This is a genomic window from Streptomyces sp. NBC_00353, assembly GCF_036108815.1.
In the GTDB taxonomy this organism is placed as follows: Bacteria; Actinomycetota; Actinomycetes; order Streptomycetales; family Streptomycetaceae; genus Streptomyces.
This window is the reverse complement of record NZ_CP107985.1, coordinates 3,979,230-3,999,471: the sequence shown is the minus strand read 5'-3', so window position 1 is coordinate 3,999,471 and position 20,242 is coordinate 3,979,230. Positions and strand designations below refer to the sequence as shown.

The window sequence follows — 20,242 nt, the reverse complement described above, 5'->3', positions numbered from 1 at the left end:
GCGCTGATGCCCGACGCCACGGCACGGCATGGTCCGGACAGGGGCCCACTTCCGGGGTCAGGGCCTGGCTCGGAGCCGGAAGGGCGTGCGCCGGAGTCTTACGCGGGAGATCTGCTGCCCGCACTCGTGGCCCGGCTGCGCGAGGCCGGACTCGACCCCGATGCCGAACAGCTCTGCGACGCCCTCTGGCTCGCCCGGTGGACCCGCCGGGCCGACGTACCCGAGGGGGAGGAGGAGGGCGGCGCCACCGGCGCGTCCTCGCACGGCCGGCTGCACGGCGAACGGCCGGCCACGCCGTCCCCCCGGCCCGCGACCGCCCGCGGCGCCACCACGGACCCGGCACCGGTCGGCGACAGCGCCGCGCAGGAGGATCCCGGGGACACCGACCACCGCATCGCCCTGTATCCCGTACCGCTACCGAAGGCGGCGGCACACGACGGCGTGCGCAGCGACGAGGAGGACGACTCACGCGGCCGCACGGGCCGCAGTGCCACCACCCTCACCCTCAGCGTGCCCGCCGCACCCGCACTCCCCGCGCCCCTCGAACTCCAGCGTGCCTTACGCCCGTTGCAGCGCTACCGTCCGGCCTCGCCCCCCACGCGCCGCATCCTGGACGAGACGGCCACCGCAGAACTGAGCGCCAGGGCAGGTGGGTTGATCATTCCGGTGTTCCGTGGCGTCTCCCGGGCCGACGCACTCCTGCAGTTCGTCATGGATGCCTCGTCGTCGATGCGCGTCTGGGACCGAATGTTCGGCGAACTCCAGCAGGTATTTGGACAGTTAGGGGCATTCCGGGACGTCCAGGTGCGCTATCTGCACCGCGGGCCCGACGGCTCCTGCGCGGTCAGCCGCAGTCCGGACCCAGCCGCCGCACCGCTGAACTCCGCGGACCGGCTCAGTGATCCGACCGGCCGCCGGGTCACCGTACTCGTCAGCGACTGCGCCGGACCTCTCTGGCACAGCGGGCGGGCCCACCGGCTGCTGCATCAGCTGGCCCGGCAGGCCCCGACCGCCGTACTGCAGCCGCTGCCGCAGCGCATGTGGAACCGCACCCGACTGCCGGTCACCTACGGCGCGCTCTCCCGCGGCGAAGGGCTCTCCGGTGCCACCGTGCTGAAAGTCACCGAGGAGGCCGGCGGTGCGCCCACCGTCCGTCCCGGCGCCCTCGCCGTCCCCGTACTGCCGCCGGTGGCGGGCGCGCTCGCCGCCTGGGCCAGGCTGCTCTCCGGCACCGGCTCCGGCCGGATCTCCGGAGCGGTCGGCTGGGTCAGGGCCGACCAGCCCGCGGCCCCCGCGCCGCGTCCCGGCGACCGGATGTCGTCGCTCCAGCTGGTCAGCCGCTTCCGTTCGACGGCCTCCCCGGCCGCCGGACAGCTGGCGGTCTATCTCGCCGCGGCCCCGCTCTATCTCCCGGTGATGCAGCTGGTGCAGCGGACGATGCTGCCCGACTCGGGCCCCTCCGAGCTTGCCGAGGTGCTGCTCAGCGGGCTGCTGTCGCGCAGCAGGGCCGACGTCGCGGGCAGCGGGCAGTGGTACGCGTTCGCACCCGGCGTCCAGGAGGCGCTGCTCGGCCCGCTGGGGCGGGACGAGGCGCTGCTCGTGCTCAAACACTGCTCCGAGTACATAGAGCAGCGGTTCGGCAAGGGCGGGCCGAACTTTCCCGCGCTGGCGTTCGCGCAGCTCGGGGAGGGCAGGGGCGCCTCCTCGTACGTCACGGACATCGGGCCCCGCACGTACGGCGGCGGCTTCGGCGAGAACGGGGAGAGCGAAGAGGGTGACGAGAACGGGGAGAGCGGTGGAAGCGGGTCGCGCGTCCCCCACCCCTTCGCCGAGGTCGCGGCCCGCGTACTGGAGCGTTTCATGCCCCTGCCCGAGCAGTTCGCGCTCTACGGCGACCGGCGCGGTCGCGACGCCACCGACCGCACGACGCACACGGCGGTGCAGAGCGCCCGCGCGCTCCTGCGTCATTTCGACGTGGACAGCATGGTGCAGTACCTGATCGACGCCGTGCAGCTGCTGCGGGGCGCCACCGAACGCGAGGAGCTGCCTGGCGCCGACCCCGAACTCTGGGCCGAGTACGCCCGGTGTGTGCTGCGGCTGTGGGAGGTCCAGGGCGGCAGCGAGCTGCTGCGCGAGGCCGAGCACGCCGCGGAACTCGCCGCCGCGCAGCCCGGGGCGGCGCGTGAACGGGCCGTGCTGGCCAAGGTGCTGCACGCCGCGGCCGACGACCGGCGGCGGCGCGGCGACCGGCGCGGGGCGCTGAGCCTCCTGCGCCGCGCCGACGCCGAGTACACAGTCGCCTGTGCGGCGGCCGGACTCGACCCCGCCGAAGCGCTGCGGCTCACCCTGGAGCGGGTGCGGGCGATGGAGGCGCAATGGCGGCTCAGCGGCGACAGCTCCCTGCTGCAGGGGGCGGTCGGCATGCTGGAGGCGTTCGCCGACGTCTGGCCCGATCAGGAGAACCGCCCGATGAGCCTGTCGCTGGCGCACGGCCGCACACTGCTGCATCTGGCCCGGGCGACGGCCGACCCCGAGCAGTCCCGGCTCTACGCGGGACAGGGGGCCCGGTCGCTTCGCAAGGTGCTCGCCGGGGAGGGGGGCGCGCAGACCATGGGCACGCAGACTCGGATCCTGCTGGACCTGGTGGATGCCCTGCTGGCCTCAGGCACCGAGCCCGATGAGGCAGCGACCCTGGTCGAGCAGGCACTGGCAACCGTACGCGACCAGCGGACGCGCGCCTTGCTGCAGCTCAGAGCGGGGCGGGTCTGCGCGGCGCGGTACGAGCACACCGGTGACGCGGACGAACTCGGCCTCGCGGCAGAGTGGTTCGGCCGGGCCGCCCGCGGGACGCCGAGGGACTCCCGGGCCCACGCGGATCTGCTCGCCGAATGGGGCGAGATCATGCTGCGCCGTGCCGAACTGCCCGACGGGCGGCCGTACATCGGCACGGCAGTGCGCATCCTGCGCGACTGCCGCACTGAGACCCCTTCGGACAGCAACAGCCAGTCGGACCGGCTGCTCATGCTCGGCCGGGCCCTCATGCTGCGGCACCGGGCCACCGAGGACCGGGTCGATCTGCGGGAGGCCGAGCATCTCTTCGGGCTCGCGGCCCGGGAAGCACGCGATCCGCTGACAGCCGCCCGCTGTCTGCTGGAACTCGGCCGGTCGCACGTCGATGCGTACCACGTGCTGCACCGGCCGACCCGGCTGGACGAGGCGGCCGAGGCGTTCCGGGACGCCGCCGAATCGGCCCGGACGGCCGCAGCCGAGCGGGAGAATCCGCAACAGTTTCTACAAGCAGTGGAGTTGAGTGCTCAGGCCAACCACTGTCGGGGTATGACCTATGAAGAAGCAGGCCGGCCCCGAGCGGCACGTGAGGCCTACCGAGCGGCCGCCCAGGAGTGGCGCACGATGCCGGACGGCGGTGGCGCGGCGGGTGAGTCGTCCGCAGCCCGCCTTGCCGAACTTGAACGATGAGCGCACGACGGCGTGCGCTCGCAGCCGGAACACCAGGTGCCCTGCGCCCACGGACGAGCGCATGGCAGTGAGCCGAGTACGACGGTAACCGGGAGCGGTGATGAGCGTGTCCGCACGTAAGGACGAGGCAAGGCCGACGCAGGCGCCGGAGCGCGGCACCGGCGTCCTCCCCGACCTGTTGGAGATCGATCTCGAGACGCTGCGCACCGTGGACCATCCGGTCCTCAGGGCGGTGATCGAAGACCTGCGCGGTCGTTCCGAACGGCCGGGGGAGATGCTGTGGGGTTTCCAGAGCGCGCTTTGAGCGGTCGGGCCGGGGGCCCCGGCAGGGAAACGGACCCGTGCCGGGCGGGCGACCCGGCCGGTTTCGGCCGTCCACCCCCGCGAACAGGGCAACCTCTCATCGGTGGTGTTTGCGGTCCCGCCGGGCCAGAGAGACTCCTCTCGACGGCGGGGGCCGTCCGGCAGGGCGTGCCGTGGGGCGCACAGCGAGGGGGCCGGCGTGTCTCGACAGACGACCACGCGCGCGTCGTCTGACACCTGGCCAGAACGCCACGACGCGGTGCCCTTCGGGCAGTTCATCGTCAAGATGTACGGCCGCTGCAACCTCGCCTGCCGGTACTGCTACCTGTACGCGGGGCCGGACCGGACCTGGCGTGACCGCCCGGCCGCGACGCCGGCCGATGTCCTGGAGCACACCGCGTCCCGCATTGCCGAGCACGCCGCAACCCACCGGCTGACCGAGGTGGCCCTCGTACTGCACGGCGGCGAACCCCTGCTGGCCGGCGCCGAACGGCTGGCGGCCTTCACCGACCGGGTGCGTGAGGGGCTTCCCGAAGGCTGCGTCCTGCACACCACCGTGCAGACCAATGCCACGCTGCTCACCGACGCCGGCATCGCGACCCTGGCCGGCGCGGGCATTCGGGTCGGCATCAGTCTCGACGGAGGTCTGGCCGCCCACAACACCCTGCGTGTCGACCACGCGGGCCGGCCGTCGTGGCCCGCCGCTCTGCGGGGCGCACGCCTCCTCGCCGACCACCACCCCGAGACCTACGCAGGCATCCTCACCGTGGTGGACCTGCAGAGCGATCCCGTCGAGATGTACGCCTCGCTCCTCGACCTCCGCCCGCCCACCCTGGACCTGTTATTGCCGCACGGGAACTGGTCCGCGCCGCCCCCCGGTCTGACCGGAGTCCGTCCGCGGGACGCCACGGCAGCGAGAGCGCGACGGACCGGTGGCCGGCCCACCCCGTACGGCGACTGGCTGTGCGCCGTCTTCGACCGCTGGTGGCCGGCCGGACGACGCGAGACCCGGATACGGCTCTTCGAGGAATGTCTCGCGCTGCTGCTCGGGCTGCCGGCCGCGGCCGAGGCCCTCGGCCTCGACCCGCTCAACGCCGTGGTCGTGGAGACCGACGGGGCGATCGAACAGGTCGACTCCCTCAAATCGGCCTACGACACGGCAGCCGCCACCGGACTCGACGTCTTCCGGCACAGCTTCGACCGGGCCCTGCGTCACCCGGGGGTCGCCGCACGTCAGGGGGGCGCTGGTGCGCTCGCCGCCACATGTCGTTCCTGCCCGCTGCTCACGGTCTGCGGCGGCGGTCACTACGCCCACCGATACCGTGCCGGACACGGCTTCATCAACCCCTCCGTCTACTGCGCCGACCTCGACCGGCTGATCCGCCATGTCGCGGCCGGGCTGTCCGACGCGACCGCGGGAGCCCCCGCATGACCTCCGCCGTTCCCGACCGGTTCCTGCGCGAGCTGGGCCGGACCGGGGGAGGGCCCGAGGCACTCGATCTGCTCGCCCGGGACCAGCACACCCGCAGGCTCGCCTCCCTGCGGGCGCTGCTCGACGCCGCCGGTCAGGCGCCCGCGGACGTCTGCCCCGCCGACCGGCTCGACCGGCTCCACACCCACTGGGCGCTACTGGCGGCGGCGGAGCGAGCCGACCGGGACGCCGCGCGATCAGTGCTCTTCTATCCGCTGGTGGGCCCGTGGGTCCGCGGTTGCCTGTACGGTCTGTTCTCCGGACGGGGCGGACCGGTGCTGCGAGCCGATCTCTCGCACCTCGGAGCCATCGCCGCGGCGGCGGCCATCCGGTCCGCGCTGCCCTTCACCACTCGGCTCACTGCCGTCGCCACCACGCTGCCGCTGCCGACGCTCGGCTCGTTGCGTACGCTCCCGGGCGAGGCCGACCTCCACTTCGACGGAGAGCGGCTGACGGTACGACAGCGGCACGCGACGGACCTCGTCGTCCGCTTCGGCGGCAGCGCGGCCGAACCCGCCGACCCGCGCTGGCTGCCCCTGCTCGCGCTTCCGGCCCTGGTGGCAGGCGGTGCCCTCGTGCCGCTCGACAACCTCGACCCCTACCGCACGTCCGGCAGCGGGCAGCGCCGTCACGGTCTCGGCGACGCCGCCCCGCGGGACACCGGGGAACAGAGCACCTGGGCGGCGTCGTGGACGCGCGTGACGCCCCTGCTGCGTATCGGGGGCGCTCACCGGCTCGCCGAGGCGGCCGCCCTGCTGCGGTGTCTGGTCCCCCTCGCGCCGCCGCCCGGATCCGGCGGTGCCGGTGACGGGGCCGCCCACTGCAGCGGGACCCGCCGCGAGGCGTTCGGCGCCGTCCTGAGCAGCAGGCCGGCCTCCCCGGCACTGTTGGCCTCGACGCTCGTGCACGAACTTCAGCACACCAAACTGGCCGCGCTCGCCGCACTGGTTCCGCTGCACCGCGAGGACACGACCCCGCGTCACTTCGCGCCCTGGCGACCCGACCCACGGCCTTTCGACGGGCTGTTCCAGGGTGCGTACGCCCATCTCGCGCTCGCCGACTTCTGGCAGCGGTGTGCGCTCGGCGCGCAGAGCGCCGGGTTGCGTGACCTCGCCTGGACCGAACACACACGCAGCCGGGAGCAGACCGGTGCGGTTCTGCCGGTCCTCGCCGGGTCCGGCGCGCTCACCCCGGAGGGAAGGGTCGTCGTCAATGAACTGATCACGCTCTACCACCGTCTGGCGGATTGTCCGCCCCCGGCAGGCCACCTGGCCCGCGCGCGCGCCTATGTGAGCACGGCCCGCGTGATATGGCAGCAGAGGAACGACTCCGGTCGTGTGTGACGGTGGCCCCTGCGTGGCAGTGATTCACCGTCACCGACCTTTCCTGATGATAAGTTAGTAGGGCTTGTAATGATGCAGGGAGACGGCTGAATGCCCCTAGCAGGTAAGCAAGTTGACGCATCGGGGACGCAATCCGTCACGATCAGTTTCGCCGGATTCAACCGAGCCTGGGCAGCCTGGATCGGGGACCGTCTCGAACGGCGCGGAGTGCATGTCGTCTATCAGCGCTGGGACCCGCAGGACGAAGCCACGCTGGAGGAATCGCTCCAGGACCTGATGCTTGCTCCGGGGCGCATCCTCGTCGTCCTCAGCGAGTGGTACTTCCAGCTCGGCCCCCGGAGCCATGACGAGTGGAACAGAGCGCTGCGGAATGTCGTCGCACTCGACCGTGAGCGCTTCGCGGCGGTCTCGCTCACCACGTCCGCGCTGCCTGCCGCCACCTCCGTCTTCGGAGCCGCCGATCTCACCAACGTCGGCGCCGCCGAAGCCGAACGCCGCATGTTGGTCGCCCTGTCCCTGCCCACGGACCCACTGCCCGACCAGGCCGACACCACGCCCGGGCCGCGTTTCCCGGCGGACACCCCCGAGGTCTGGGGCGGAGTTCCCCGCCGCAACACACGCTTCACCGGACGCGAGCGCCTGTTGGGCGACACCTATCACGCATTCCAGGGCGCCGGGCGGGGTGCCGGTGTCGTCACGTTCCACGGCATGTCCGGCGTGGGGAAGACGCAGCTGGCCGCCGAGTACGTCTACCGGTTCGGCTCCGAGTACGACGTGGTCTGGTGGGTACCGGCCGACCGCCGGGCCCTGTACCGCCAGAAACTCGCCGAACTCGCCCCCGAACTCGGTCTGCCCACCGGTGCCGAGTACGGCGAACGGCTCCGGGCGGTCCGCGACTCCCTGCGGCGCGGCGATCCGTATTCCCACTGGCTGCTCGTCCTGGACGGCGCCGACGAACCCGAGCACATCTGGGACCTGGTGCCGACCGGCCCCGGCCATGTGCTGATCACCTCGCGCAACCCCGAGTGGGGTGAGCACAACAGTAATCTCGTCGAGGTCCCGGTCTACAGCAGGGACGAGTCGGTCTCGTTCATCCGCCGCCGTGCACCCCGGCTGACCCCGTCCGACGCGGACCGGCTCGCCGAGGCCTTGGAGGATCTGCCCCTCCTGCTCGACCAGACGGCGGGTTGGCTCAACGACTCCGACATGTCGGTCGAGGAGTACATCGAACTCCTGGGCGGGGGCATCGACCAGGACGTGGTCAAGGTGTCCGCGGACTTCCCGCTGGCCTTCCAGACCGCATGGTCGATACTGTTGAACAAACTCAGGGAGACCGTCCCCGAGTCCGTCGACCTGCTGCGCCTGTGCAGCTTCTTCGCGCCCGGTTCGATTCCTGTGCGGCTGCTGAAGGACATGCCCTCCGGCGATCTGCCCGAGCAACTGGCCGGGCTGATGAACGACCCGCTGCTGTGGAACCGTGCCATCAGCCAGCTCCGCCAGTACTCCGTGGTCCGGCTGGAGTCCCACGAGTCCTCCGACGACGAGGTGTCCATCGCCGGGGAATCGGTCTACCTGCACCGCATGGTGCACCAGATCATTGGTAAGGACATGCCCGAGCGGGACCGGGAGGAGTTCGCCGGCGTCGTACGGCGCGCGCTCACCGCGGCGGACCCCGGCCGGCCCATCGACTCCCGGCAGTGGCCCGCCTACGCCGAGATCACACCGCATCTCAAATGGGCCGATGTCCTGCGCAGCACCGATCCTGCCGTGCACACCCTGGTGCTCAACTGCCTGCGCTACATGTACTTCTCTGGGGAGTACCGGGCGGGCATCAAGCTTGCCGGGCGGGCCATGGCCGCCTGGAAGGAGCTGCTCGGCGAGACCCACCCGCGGATCTGGGACCTCAGCTACAACTACGCCAACCTGCTGCGTTCCGTGGGCAACTACGCGGAGACCGCAGCCATGGAGCAGGCCGCGGTGGATCATCTGCGCAGGGAGCGGGGCGAGAGGGACCTGGAGTTCCTGCGGGCCTGCAACGGCCTCGCCGCGGATCTCCGGGGGCTCGGCAGGTACGAGGACGCCCTGGAGATGTCCCAGCGGCTGCTGAACTCCTACCGCGAAATCCTCGGCGACGACTCCCGGACCATCACCGCCCAGAACAACTTGGCCATTTCGCTCCGTCTGCTCGGCCGCTACGAGGAATCGCGGGAGCTCAACCGGCGCACCCTGGACAAGCACCGGGACCGCCTGGGACACCGCCACGGCTGGACACTGAGTTCGGAGATCAACTACTCGACCGATCTGCGGCTCCTGGGCCGGTACGCCGAGGCCGAGTCCCTCCAGACGCGCAGCACCCGCATGCACCACATCGTGCTGGGCCAGGACAACCCGCAGACGCTCCTGTCCGAACACAATCTGGCCCTGTGCCTCTACCGCGGTGGCGACCGAGCCGCAGCGGCGTCCCTCTTCACCCGCGTACTCGAACGCAGCGAACGGGTGCTCGGCGAGGACGACCCCTTGACCATGATGTTTGCGGCCGGACAGAGCTGCTTCGCCCGTGAGCACGCGGACATCGACCAGGCGAGGGCGATAAGCGAACGCGTCGTCGACGGGTACGTACGGATGCTCGGCGAGAACCACCCGTACGTAGCGGGGGTCCGCTCCAACCATGCCCTGATCCTGCGTAACGTCGGGGAGCGGGAGCAGGCGCACGTCCTGGGCGAGAATGCGCTCCTGGACATGACGCGCGCCGTCGGTGAGAACCACCCGTGGACCCTCGGCGTCGCCATCAATGCCTCGGCGCTGCGCAATCTCGTGGGTGAGCCGGAGTCCGCGGCGGCCTTGACGGAATCGGTCATCGCGCGTGCTGCCGAGGCACTCGGCCGCACTCATCCGCTCACCTTGTCCGCCCGTATCGCGTATGCGGCGGATCTGCGCGGCACCCGGGACCGTCGGCGGGCCGACAAGGTGGAGAGCGAAGCGCTGGGCGACCTGGTATCGACACTGGGGGCGCAGCACGTGCACACGGTCTCGGCGCGTTCGCGCAACCGGCCCTTCTGGGATTTCGAGCCGCAGCTGATCTGACTCCCGCGCCGGAGACCGCCGCCCCCCGCACACGCCGGAGGGCCCGCTCCCGCGATCACTCGCGGGACCGGGCCCTCCGGTTCGTACGGCCGCTGATCAGGCCTCGAAGACCTCGGCGACCAGCTGAGCCTGCTCCGCCTGGTGCCGCTTGGCCGAGCCGACCGCCGGGGACGAGCCGTGCGGCCGCGAGATACGGCGCAGGCGCTCACCGTGCGGGACGTCGGCGCCGACGGCCAGGTCCAGGTGGTCGATCAGGTTCAGGGCGATGAACGGCCAGGCGCCCTGGTTGGCCGGCTCCTCCTGGGCCCACAGGTACTTCTCGGCGTTCGGGTACTTGGCGATCTCGGCCTGGAGCTCGGCACCCGGCAGCGGGTACAGGCGCTCCAGACGGATGATCGCCGTGTCCGTGACACCGCGCTTCTCGCGCTCGGCCTCCAGGTCGTAGTAGACCTTGCCGGCGCAGAAGACGACCTTGCGGACCGCGTTCGGGTCGACCGAGTCGTCGCCGATCACCGGGCGGAAGCCGCCGGTGGTGAACTCCTCCACCTTCGACGCCGCCGCCTTGAGACGGAGCATCGACTTCGGGGTGAAGACGATCAGCGGCTTGTGGTGCGGGTTGTGCACCTGCCACCGCAGGAGGTGGAAGTAGTTCGACGGCAGCGTCGGCATGGCGACCGTCATGTTGTCCTGCGCGCACATCTGGAGGAAGCGCTCCGGGCGGGCGGACGAGTGGTCCGGGCCCTGGCCCTCGTAGCCGTGCGGCAGGAGCAGCGTGACGCCGGAGGTCTGGCCCCACTTCTGCTCGGCCGAGGAGATGAACTCGTCGACGACGGTCTGCGCGCCGTTGACGAAGTCACCGAACTGGGCCTCCCAGATGACCAGCGACTCCGGGCGGGCCAGCGAGTAGCCGTACTCGAAGCCCATCGCCGCGTACTCGGAGAGCAGCGAGTCGTAGACGTTGTAACGGGCCTGCTCGTCGGTGAGGTAGAGCAGCGGGGTGTAGTCCTCGCCGGTCACCTGGTCGACGAGGACCGCGTGACGCTGACCGAAGGTGCCGCGGCGGGTGTCCTGGCCGGCGAGCCGGACCGGAGTGCCCTCCATCAGCAGCGAACCGATGGCCAGGGTCTCGCCCATGCCCCAGTCGATCGTGCCGTTCTCCACCGAGGCGGCACGGCGCTGCATCTGCGGCATCAGGCGCGGGTGGACCGTGATCCGCTCCGGGATGTTGACCTGGGACTCGGCGATCCGCTTCACGACCTCCTGGGAGACCGCGGTGGTGACGGCGACCGGGAACTCGGGCTGCGCGTCCGGGACATGGGTCTGAGCCGGAGCCGAGGTGGCTTCGCGGACCTCCGCGAAGACCTTCTCCAGCTGGCCCTGGAAGTCCTGGAGCGCCTGCTCGGCCTCTTCCAGCGTGATGTCGCCGCGACCGATGAGCGACTCGGTGTACAGCTTGCGCACCGAGCGCTTCTTGTCGATCAGGGTGTACATCTGCGGGTTGGTGAACTCCGGGTTGTCGCCCTCGTTGTGACCGCGGCGGCGGTAGCAGATGAGGTCGATCACGACGTCCTTGTTGAACGCCTGGCGGAACTCGAAGGCGAGACGGGCCACCCGGACGACGGCCTCGGGGTCGTCGCCGTTGACGTGGATGATCGGCGCCTCGATCATGCGCGCCACGTCGGTGGCGTACATCGAGGAACGCGACGATTCCGGGGCGGCGGTGAAGCCGACCTGGTTGTTGATCACCACGTGCACGGTGCCGCCGGTGCGGTAGCCGCGCAGCTGCGACATGTTGAGCGTCTCGGCGACGACGCCCTGGCCCGCGAAGGCCGCGTCGCCGTGGAGCGCGACGGGCAGGACCGTGAAGTCCGTGCCGCCCTTGTTGATGATGTCCTGCTTGGCGCGGGCGATGCCCTCCAGGACCGGGTCGACCGCCTCCAGGTGCGAGGGGTTGGCGGCCAGCGAGACCTTGATCTGCTCGCCGTCCAGGCCGGTGAAGGTGCCCTCGGCGCCCAGGTGGTACTTCACGTCGCCGGAGCCGTGCATCGACCGCGGGTCGAGGTTGCCCTCGAACTCACGGAAGATCTGCGCGTACGACTTGCCGACGATGTTCGCCAGGACGTTCAGCCGGCCGCGGTGGGCCATGCCGATGACGACCTCGTCGAGGCGGGCCTCGGCTGCGGAGTCGATGACGGCGTCGAGCAGCGGGATGACGGACTCGCCGCCCTCCAGCGAGAACCGCTTCTGGCCGACGTACTTGGTCTGCAGGAACGTCTCGAACGCCTCGGCGGCGTTGAGGCGGCGCAGGATCCGCAGCTGCTCCTCGCGCTCCGGCTTCGGGCGCGGACGCTCCACCCGGTCCTGGAGCCACTTGCGCTGCTTCGGGTCCTGGATGTGCATGAACTCGATGCCGGTGGTGCGGCAGTACGACTCACGCAGCACACCGAGGATGTCGCGGAGCTTCATCATCGTCTTGCCGGCGAAACCGCCGACCGCGAAGTCCCGCTCCAGGTCCCACAGGGTGAGGCCGTGCTCGGTGATGTCCAGGTCGGGGTGCTTGCGCTGGCGGTACTCCAGCGGGTCGGTGTCGGCCATGACGTGACCGCGGACCCGGTAGGAGTGGATCAGCTCGAAGACCCGCGCGGCCTTGGTGACGTCGTCGTCGTGCGAGGCGTCGATGTCCTTGAGCCAGCGGACCGGCTCGTAGGGGATGCGCAGCGCCTTGAAGATCTCGTCGTAGAACTCGTTCTCGCCGAGCAGCAGCTGGGCCAGGATCCGCAGGAACTCGCCGGAGGCGGCGCCCTGGATGACCCGGTGGTCGTACGTCGAGGTCAGCGTCATGACCTTCGAGATGCCCAGCTTGTTCAGGGTGTCCTGGGAGGTGCCCTGGAACTCCGCCGGGTAGTCCATCGCGCCGACACCCATGATGAGGCCCTGACCGGGCATCAGGCGGGGCACCGAGTGGACGGTGCCGATGCCGCCGGGGTTGGTCAGCGAGGCGGTGACTCCGGTGAAGTCGTCCATGCCGAGCTTGCCGATGCGGGCGCGGCGGACGATGTCCTCGTACGCCTGCCAGAACTCGAAGAAGTTGAGTGTCTCGGCCTTCTTGATGGCCGCGACGACCAGCTGGCGGTCGCCGTTCGGCTTCACCAGGTCGATGGCCAGACCGAGGTTGACGTGCTCCGGCTTGACCAGGGTCGGCTTGCCGTCCTTCTCCGCGAAGGAGTAGTTCATCGACGGCATGGCCTTGAGGGCCTGCACCATCGCGTACCCGATGAGGTGCGTGAAGGAGATCTTCCCGCCGCGGGCGCGCTTGAGGTGGTTGTTGATGACGATGCGGTTGTCGAAGAGCAGCTTCACCGGGACGGCGCGGACGGACGTGGCCGTCGGCAGCTCCAGCGAGGCGTTCATGTTCTTCGCAACGGCGGCGGACGGACCGCGCAGCGTCACGTACTCGGGGCCCTCGGCCGCCGCGGTGGCCGGGGCCGCCTTGGCGGGGGCCTTCGCGGCTGCCGGCGCGGCGGGTGCCGCGGGCGCGGCCTTCACCGGAGCGGCCGGTGCGGCCGGAGCAGCGGGTGCGGCAACCGCGGGCGCCGCCGGGGCGGCGGGTGCGGCGGCCGGAGCCGGAGCCTGGGCCACGGGCTGCGCCGGAGCGGCCGGTGCGGCGTGGTCGGTCTGCGCCGGTGCGGTGGCAGCCGGGGCCGGAGTTACCGCAGCCCCCGCGGCTGCGGCGCCGGGAACGGGCTTGTCCGCCGTGCCGGACGTACCCGGCTTGTAGTCGGCGAAGAAGTCCCACCAGGCGCGATCGACCGAATTGGGATCCTGGAGGTACTGCTGGTAGATCTCGTCGACGAGCCACTCATTGGGGCCGAAAGCGGCAGCCGGGTTTGCACCCGGGCTGGCTTGGTCGGTCGAGATGCTCGAGTTACTGGGGGACTGAGACGACACGGCGGCAACCGCCCTCTTCCGCTTCACAAGGTGATGGACAGCGGAAATCAAGGCTACGCCTCCTTGACCGTTCCATGCAGACCGGGCCGGTCTTCGTCGTGCAAGTCACATCAAAGAGCGGGTTTCGGTGCTGGAAATGGCGGGAAACAAGCGTGGTTCCGCTTCACTCCGGGTACGCGTGGCCGTGGCTACGGCCACGTGGACCATATCCCCTCGTGGGACGACGCGTAGAACGTGCCCTTCCGGTTCGGGCCCTACGTCAACTGCGTGGTTGAGAGATCCCCGGAAGGGTGACCTGGATCCGGCAGCCGCGAGCCGATTCGGCCACTCCGATGCGACCGCCGTGCAGATCCACGGCCCAACGGGCGATCGCCAGGCCCAGGCCCGTACCGCCGTCACTGCCCGGACCGTGCGGGGACGCCACCTTGCCACGGTTGAAACGCTCGAAGACCCGGTGCCGCTCGGACTCCGGAATGCCCGGACCCTCGTCCACGACCTCGAGATCCAGCGACTCCGGCAGCGTGCCGCGCCGTGCCCGCACCGTGACCCGGCCGTGCGGCGGGCTGTGCTTGACCGCGTTGTCGATCAGATTGGCCACCACCTGGTGGAGCCGCTCCGCGTCCGCGTGCGCGGTCAGCTCGGGCGGCGACACGTCCAGATGCAGATGTACGTCCGTGCGGGTGTGGTTCCCGGAGCCGGAGGACAGCCTGCGGTGCGAGGCGGCGAGGTTCGCTTCCTTCAGTACGCCCGAGAGATACGGCCACACCTCGAAACGGCGGGCCTTGAGGGTGACCACCCCGTTGTCCAGCCGGGACAGGTCCAGCAGCGTCTCCACCAGCCTGCCGAGCCGCTCCGTCTGTTTCAGCGCCGTGCGCATGGTCTCCGGATCAGCGGCGGAGACCCCGTCCACGACGTTCTCCAGGACGGCTCTCAGCGCCGCGATGGGAGTGCGCAGCTCATGCGAGACATTGGCCACCAGCTCCTTGCGGTGCAGGTCCACGGCCTCCAGATCGTCCGCCATGAGGTTGATCGTCTGGGCCAGATCGCCGAGCTCGTCCCGCCGGTCCGCGCCCCGCACCCGTCGGGTGTAGTCGCCGTGCGAGATCGACCGGGCCACCTTCGTCATCTCGTCCAGCGGCGCCGTCAGCCCGTGCGCCACGAACTGGGTGATCAGCAGCGTCGCGATCACCGAGAACACCGTGATGAACCGCAGCTCGGTCCTGGTGCGCACCGCCACCATCAGCAGTCCGGTCGTGATGAACACCGAGACCACGACCAGCGTGCCCAGCTTGGCCTTGATCGAGAAAGGGCGCAGTCCGGAGCCGGGCCGGGTCATGGCGCCGGGGTCTCCAGGGCGTAACCGACACCGTGCACGGTACGGATCCGCTCCGCGCCGATCTTCCGGCGCAGCGCCTTGATGTGGCTGTCGACGGTGCGGGTACCGGAAGCGTCCGCCCAGTCCCAGACCTCCGCGAGCAGCTGCTCCCGGGAGAGCACCGCGCGCGGTGTGTTCGCCAGGCAGACCAGCAGGTCGAACTCGGTCGGCGTCAGGTGGACGTCCTCCGCGCGCACCCGGACCCGGCGCTGGGCGTGATCGATCTCCAGCTCGCCGAGGCGCAGGATGCCGCTGCGCGGCGTCACCGCGGCCAGCGCAGCGCGCTCGACCCGGCGCAGCAGGACATGCACCCGGGCCGCCAGTTCACGCATGGAGAACGGCTTGGTCATGTAGTCGTCGGCGCCGACGCCGAGGCCGACGAGCATGTCGGTCTCGTCGTCCCGGGCGGTCAGCATCAGCACCGGCACCGGCCGTGTGGCCTGAACCCGGCGGCAGACCTCCAGGCCGTCGAAGCCCGGAAGCATGATGTCGAGCACCATCAGGTCGGGCTGCCAGGCCTCGGCCGCGTCGACGGCCGCGGGGCCGTCGAGCGCGGTCTGCACCAGAAAGCCCTCGGCCCGCAGGCGTGCGGAAATGGCGTCGACGATCGTCGCGTCGTCCTCGACCACCAGCACCCGGCGCTGCGCGCCCGGGGTGGCCGCGACACCGTTGTGGGTGGTGTGTGTCTGTTCCATCGCCCCGCCCCTGCCCGTTCTCGCGGGGGTCATTCCCCCGGACGCACGGTCTTCGCTTGTGAATTTCGTGGGTGATCCCGTTTGCCGCTCAGCAGCGTAAAGCCAGCAGACTGTTCCCGGCTACGCAGGGTGTAACGGCACGGGAACGGGTTGGACGCAAGCAGGCGGCGGAGTGTCTGTCTTGTGACGCTTGGCCCCCGGGCGTCCAGGGGCCCGGATACCCGGCGGGGGAACCTCAGCCGTCCCGAAGTGCGAGATGAACCACGTCGGGCACACCTCGGGCAACATGCACCTCTTCCGTCCTTACGCCACTGAATCCGGCATTCTGCAGGGCCTGTTCGAAGGCGGCGGACGGCTGCGCGGACCACACCGCCAGCACCCCACCCGGATTGAGCCGTTCCCAGCAGTCCGCCAGGCCGGAAGCGGAGTAGAGACTTCCGTTGTCCTCGGTGACGGTCCAGTCCGGTCCGTTGTCGATGTCCAGACACAACGCGTCGTAACGGTCCGTAGTCGTACGCAGATAAGTGACGAGATCCGTCGCCAGGATCGCCGTCCGCGGATCGGCGAGCGCCGCAGCGGAGATCCGATCCAGCGGCCCGTCCAGGTGCCAGTCGATGATCGCCTGTTCCCGCTCGACCACCGCGATTCGCCCCCAGCGCGGCTCGGCGGCGGCGTGCGCCAGCGAGAAGCCGACCCCGAGCCCTCCGACGAGCACTGCCGGATCCGTCCGCCCGGCGGGCAGTGCGGCGAGTGCGGCATCGATCAACAGCCGTTCGGAGCGCCCGTCCGCGGTGTCCATCAGAAAGCACCCGTTGGCGATGATCTCGAAGTCGTCCCCCCGCTCCCGCAGGACGACCTCCCCGTACGGTCCCTCGCGGCGGTCGAGTGTGACGGAGCTGTGAGCGGTGCGGCGGTCGGCGGTCGGCATGTCCTCGGTCTCCGGTAGGCGGCGGATGGATTCCACCATCCTCGTCGGACGGCGCGGGCGGGGCCGGAATCGGTGGATCCGGGTGGGGCGCGAGGAGTCGAAAGGTGTGGTCACCGGGGCTCCGGCCGTGCGCCGCGCACCACCAGGAGCGCCGCCCCGGCCAGGAGCGCCGCCCCGACGTACGTGCAGAACGCCGGAACCGGTGCGGTCAGCCGCCACGGGGGCAGTCGGCCGACGACGAAACCGGCCAGGGCGATCGAGACCAGGAAGCAGCCGTCCGAGACGGTCTGCGGGAGGGACGGACCGCGGCCGGCCGCGTACGTGCGCGCACCGGCGGCTCAGCCGGGCGAAGCGTCGGTCGGCATGCCGGCCGTAGAGCGTGGCGAGAGCCGCCGCATCCGCATGTGCGACGGCGCGCAGCAGCGCGTCGTCATCGCCGGTCCCGTTCTCCCCCGAGGGGTGCATCAGCCTCACGTCCCCTCTACCGGTATCGGACGGCGGTGCCTCACCGGTTCATCTGCGGCAGGTGCCCTGCGCGGTGCGGACGGGATTGTGCGGCAGAGGTACGCGGTGCTGCGCCCCCGCTGCTACTGCTGCCGTCGTCATCGGGACGCCGTTCACCGATTCGCTCCGGGCGGTACCGGCCGAAGATCTCCGCGGCCTCCTCCATGTCGCGGGCCGAACGAGGCGTCGAGAGCGGCGTCGACGGCCGGGCGGCGGCCTGGTCGGACTCGGTCGGTTCGGCGTGCAGGGCGGGCAGCAGGTCCAGGTCGGAGACGCCGGGAATGGCCGTGACCCGCGGGATGCTGCGGTAGAGGTAGGCGCTGTGCCATTGCGCGGCGTCGAACGCATCGGTGATCCGGGAGCGGGCCGCCTCGACCACGGGGGCGAACGTTGCCGGTACGCGGCTCAGCGAGCCTTCACGTCTGATCGTCCCGTCCTCGGCCAGGCCCCTGTCGCCCCCGCGTGTGTCACCCATGCGGGCACTCTCCCACCGTGCGCAAGGCAGTCGCGAACGGATTTCGCAGGTGGCGGGCGAGGCACCAGGAAGATCGCTGAGAGCGAACGCAGCCGCGGGAACATTATGTCGCTCAGGAGCATTGAGCCTGCATAGCTCAACTTGAATGCCGAAGGGGAGATCATGGCTAATGAGCCCAACGCGGTCACTCCGCTGACCCTGCCTGTGCTGCCGCTCGACGACGAGGTCGTGCTGCCCGGAATGGTGGTTCCTCTCGACCTGTCCGACACCGATGTGCGCGCCGCCGTGGAGGCCGCGCAGGCAGCCGTCCGGCCGGGTGGCGGCAAGCCCGAGGTGCTGCTCGTGCCGCGGATCGACGGGACGTACACCGGAACGGGTGTGCTCGGTACCGTCGAGCAGGTCGGCCGGCTCTCCGACGGCGACCCCGGTGCGCTCATCCGCGGCCGTGACCGGGTGAGGATCGGCGCCGGGACCACCGGACCCGGGGCCGCGCTCTGGGTGGAGGGGACACGCGTGGACGTGTCCGTCCCCGAGCCGCTTCCCGGTGTCGCCGCCGAGCTGGTCAAGGAGTACAAGGCCCTGGCCACCAGCTGGCTGAAGAAGCGCGGTGCCTGGCAGGTGGTGGACCGGGTCCAGCAGATCGACGACATCTCGGCCCTCGCCGACAATTCCGGTTACTCACCCTTCCTCACGACCACCCAGAAGGTGCAGCTCCTGGAGACCGCCGACGCGGTCGCCCGGCTGAAGCTCGCCATCCAGTGGCTCGGCGAGCACCTCGCCGAACAGGACGTCGCCGAGTCCATCGCGAAGGATGTCCAGGAGGGTGTCGACAAGCAGCAGCGCGAGTTCCTGCTGCGGCGCCAGCTCGAAGCCGTACGCAAGGAGCTGTCCGAGCTCAACGGTGACCCGGAGGACGAGTCCGACGACTACCGGGCACGCGTCGAAGCCGCCGATCTTCCCGAGCACGTCCGTGAGGCCGCGCTCAAGGAGGTCGACAAGCTGGAGCGCTCCTCCGACCAGAGCCCCGAGGGTTCCTGGATCCGCACCTGGCTGGACACCGTCCTCGAACTGCCGTGGAACGAGCGCACCGAGGACGCGTACGACATCCGCGCCGCCAAGGAGATCCTCGATGCCGAGCACGCGGGCCTGGAGGACGTGAAGGAGCGGATCACCGAGTACCTCGCCGTGCGCAAGCGCCGTGCCGACCGCGGTCTCGGGGTCGTCGGCGGGCGCCGCGGTGGTGCGGTGCTGGCCCTCGTCGGGCCTCCCGGCGTCGGCAAGACGTCCCTCGGCGAGAGCGTCGCGCACGCCATGGGGCGCAAGTTCGTCCGTGTCGCGCTCGGCGGTGTGCGGGACGAGGCGGAGATCCGCGGCCATCGGCGTACGTATGTCGGTGCGCTTCCCGGACGCATCGTCCGCGCTGTCAAGGAGGCCGGTTCCATGAACCCGGTCGTCCTGCTCGACGAGATCGACAAGGTCGGCTCCGACTTCCGCGGTGACCCGGCCGCGGCGCTCCTCGAAGTGCTCGACCCGGCGCAGAACCACACCTTCCGTGACCACTACCTGGAGGTCGAGCTCGACCTCAGCGACGTGGTCTTCCTGGCCACCGCCAATGTCCTGGAAGCCATTCCGGAGGCGCTGCTCGACCGCATGGAGCTGGTCAGGCTCGACGGCTACACCGAGGACGAGAAGGTCGTCATCGCCCGGGACCACCTGCTGCCGCGCCAGCTGGAGCGGGCCGGTCTGGAGAAGGACGAGGTGACCCTCGACGAGTCGGCGCTGCGCAAGCTGGCCGGCGAATACACCCGCGAGGCGGGCGTACGCAACCTCGAGCGGGCCGTCGCCCGGCTGCTCCGCAAGGTCGCGGCCCAGCACGAGCTGGGCGACCGGGAGCTCCCGTTCACCGTCACCGACGAGGACCTGCGGGGTCTCGTCGGACGGCCGCACCACGTTCCCGAGTCCGCCCAGGACCCGGCCGAGCGCCGCACCGCGGTGCCGGGCGTGGCGACCGGACTCGCGGTGACCGGCGCCGGCGGAGACGTGCTGTTCGTCGAGGCGTCGCTGGCGGATCCGGAGACGGGTGCTGCGGGACTCACCCTGACCGGCCAGCTCGGCGACGTCATGAAGGAGTCCGCGCAGATCGCGCTCAGCTTCCTGCGGTCGCACGGCGCCGAACTGGAACTGCCGGTCGCCGATCTCAAGGACCGGGGAGCGCACATCCACTTCCCGGCGGGCGCGGTCCCCAAGGACGGCCCCAGTGCCGGTATCACGATGACGACGGCACTGGCCTCGCTGCTCTCCGGGCGGCTGGTCCGTACGGATGTGGCGATGACCGGCGAGGTGTCGCTGACCGGACGGGTGCTGCCGATCGGCGGCCTGAAGCAGAAGCTGCTGGCCGCTCACCGCGCCGGGATCACCACCGTGGTGATCCCGAAGCGGAACGAGGCCGATCTGGACGACGTCCCGGCCGAGGTCCTCGACAAGTTGGAGGTCCACCCGGTGACGGATGTCCGTCAGGTGCTGGAGATCGCTCTCGCCCCGGCTTCGGCCAGGGTGGAGGAGAGGATCCCGGCCGCGGCGTGAGCGCCATGGCGTGACGGGCGTGGCATGACGTGCGCGGCCGGTCGGACGGCCCGCAC

At 70.7% G+C, this 20,242-nt stretch carries 11 protein-coding genes; 6 read left to right on the top strand and 5 right to left on the bottom strand.

What is annotated here, in order from left to right; translation table 11 throughout:
• Positions 1 to 6 precede the first annotated feature (6 nt).
• The 5 genes from OHA88_RS17945 (at position 7) to fxsT (ending at position 9,678) form a co-directional block, all read left to right on the top strand.
• On the top strand, positions 7 to 3,477 hold the full coding sequence (locus OHA88_RS17945) for an SAV_2336 N-terminal domain-related protein (protein ID WP_328626270.1): 3,471 nt from the start codon (positions 7 to 9) through the stop codon (positions 3,475 to 3,477).
• Between the two features lie 100 nt (positions 3,478 to 3,577).
• The gene (gene fxsA, locus OHA88_RS17940; protein WP_328626269.1) at positions 3,578 to 3,781 is read left to right on the top strand and encodes an FxSxx-COOH cyclophane-containing RiPP peptide; all 204 of its coding nucleotides are present in this window, start codon (positions 3,578 to 3,580) and stop codon (positions 3,779 to 3,781) included.
• A gap of 285 nt (positions 3,782 to 4,066) precedes the next feature.
• Complete coding sequence (locus tag OHA88_RS17935) at positions 4,067 to 5,212, top strand: FxsB family cyclophane-forming radical SAM/SPASM peptide maturase (RefSeq protein ID WP_328629719.1); 1,146 nt, start codon at positions 4,067 to 4,069, stop codon at positions 5,210 to 5,212.
• Positions 5,209 to 6,594, top strand: coding sequence for an aKG-HExxH-type peptide beta-hydroxylase (locus OHA88_RS17930; RefSeq protein ID WP_328626268.1), 1,386 nt, complete (start codon positions 5,209 to 5,211; stop codon positions 6,592 to 6,594). The genes OHA88_RS17935 and OHA88_RS17930 overlap by 4 nt, the downstream gene beginning before the upstream one ends.
• Before the next feature lie 90 nt (positions 6,595 to 6,684).
• Complete coding sequence (fxsT, locus tag OHA88_RS17925; protein WP_328626267.1) at positions 6,685 to 9,678, top strand: FxSxx-COOH system tetratricopeptide repeat protein; 2,994 nt, start codon at positions 6,685 to 6,687, stop codon at positions 9,676 to 9,678.
• Between the two features lie 96 nt (positions 9,679 to 9,774).
• Here fxsT and OHA88_RS17920 read toward each other — a convergent pair whose 3' ends face one another.
• The 5 genes from OHA88_RS17920 to OHA88_RS17900 all read right to left on the bottom strand — a co-directional run bounded on the left by OHA88_RS17920 (position 9,775) and on the right by OHA88_RS17900 (position 17,603).
• Positions 9,775 to 13,626, bottom strand: coding sequence for a multifunctional oxoglutarate decarboxylase/oxoglutarate dehydrogenase thiamine pyrophosphate-binding subunit/dihydrolipoyllysine-residue succinyltransferase subunit (locus OHA88_RS17920; protein ID WP_328626266.1), 3,852 nt, complete (start codon positions 13,624 to 13,626; stop codon positions 9,775 to 9,777).
• Positions 13,627 to 13,885: 259 nt separating this feature from the next.
• Complete coding sequence (locus OHA88_RS17915) at positions 13,886 to 14,962, bottom strand: HAMP domain-containing sensor histidine kinase (protein WP_328626265.1); 1,077 nt, start codon at positions 14,960 to 14,962, stop codon at positions 13,886 to 13,888.
• Positions 14,959 to 15,696, bottom strand: coding sequence for a response regulator transcription factor (locus tag OHA88_RS17910; RefSeq protein WP_267001914.1), 738 nt, complete (start codon positions 15,694 to 15,696; stop codon positions 14,959 to 14,961). Before OHA88_RS17910 ends, OHA88_RS17915 begins: the two co-directional genes overlap by 4 nt.
• A 235-nt stretch (positions 15,697 to 15,931) precedes the next feature.
• A complete protein-coding gene (locus tag OHA88_RS17905) occupies positions 15,932 to 16,624 on the bottom strand; it encodes a spermidine synthase (protein ID WP_328629718.1) in 693 nt (230 codons plus the stop codon).
• A 505-nt stretch (positions 16,625 to 17,129) separates the two neighbouring features.
• On the bottom strand, positions 17,130 to 17,603 hold the full coding sequence (locus OHA88_RS17900; protein WP_328626264.1) for a hypothetical protein: 474 nt from the start codon (positions 17,601 to 17,603) through the stop codon (positions 17,130 to 17,132).
• A gap of 162 nt (positions 17,604 to 17,765) precedes the next feature.
• On the opposite strand from OHA88_RS17900, the gene lon reads away from it, so the two are divergent.
• Positions 17,766 to 20,186: an endopeptidase La gene (gene lon, locus OHA88_RS17895; protein ID WP_328626263.1), complete on the top strand. Its 2,421-nt coding sequence runs from the start codon at positions 17,766 to 17,768 to the stop codon at positions 20,184 to 20,186.
• Positions 20,187 to 20,242: the final 56 nt, after the last annotated feature.

Excerpts from the sequence above, each read along its gene's own strand:
- OHA88_RS17945 (WP_328626270.1), top strand. The coding sequence starts at position 7 with ATGCCCGACGCCACGGCACGGCATGGTCCGGACAGGGGCCCACTTCCG.
- OHA88_RS17900 (WP_328626264.1), bottom strand. The coding sequence starts at position 17,603 with ATGGGTGACACACGCGGGGGCGACAGGGGCCTGGCCGAGGACGGGACG.
- OHA88_RS17910 (WP_267001914.1), bottom strand. The coding sequence starts at position 15,696 with ATGGAACAGACACACACCACCCACAACGGTGTCGCGGCCACCCCGGGC.
- OHA88_RS17935 (WP_328629719.1), top strand. The coding sequence starts at position 4,067 with ATGTACGGCCGCTGCAACCTCGCCTGCCGGTACTGCTACCTGTACGCG.
- fxsT (WP_328626267.1), top strand. The coding sequence starts at position 6,685 with ATGCCCCTAGCAGGTAAGCAAGTTGACGCATCGGGGACGCAATCCGTC.
- OHA88_RS17915 (WP_328626265.1), bottom strand. The coding sequence starts at position 14,962 with ATGACCCGGCCCGGCTCCGGACTGCGCCCTTTCTCGATCAAGGCCAAG.
- fxsA (WP_328626269.1), top strand. The coding sequence starts at position 3,578 with ATGAGCGTGTCCGCACGTAAGGACGAGGCAAGGCCGACGCAGGCGCCG.
- OHA88_RS17930 (WP_328626268.1), top strand. The coding sequence starts at position 5,209 with ATGACCTCCGCCGTTCCCGACCGGTTCCTGCGCGAGCTGGGCCGGACC.
- OHA88_RS17905 (WP_328629718.1), bottom strand. The coding sequence starts at position 16,624 with ATGCCGACCGCCGACCGCCGCACCGCTCACAGCTCCGTCACACTCGAC.
- lon (WP_328626263.1), top strand. The coding sequence starts at position 17,766 with ATGGCTAATGAGCCCAACGCGGTCACTCCGCTGACCCTGCCTGTGCTG.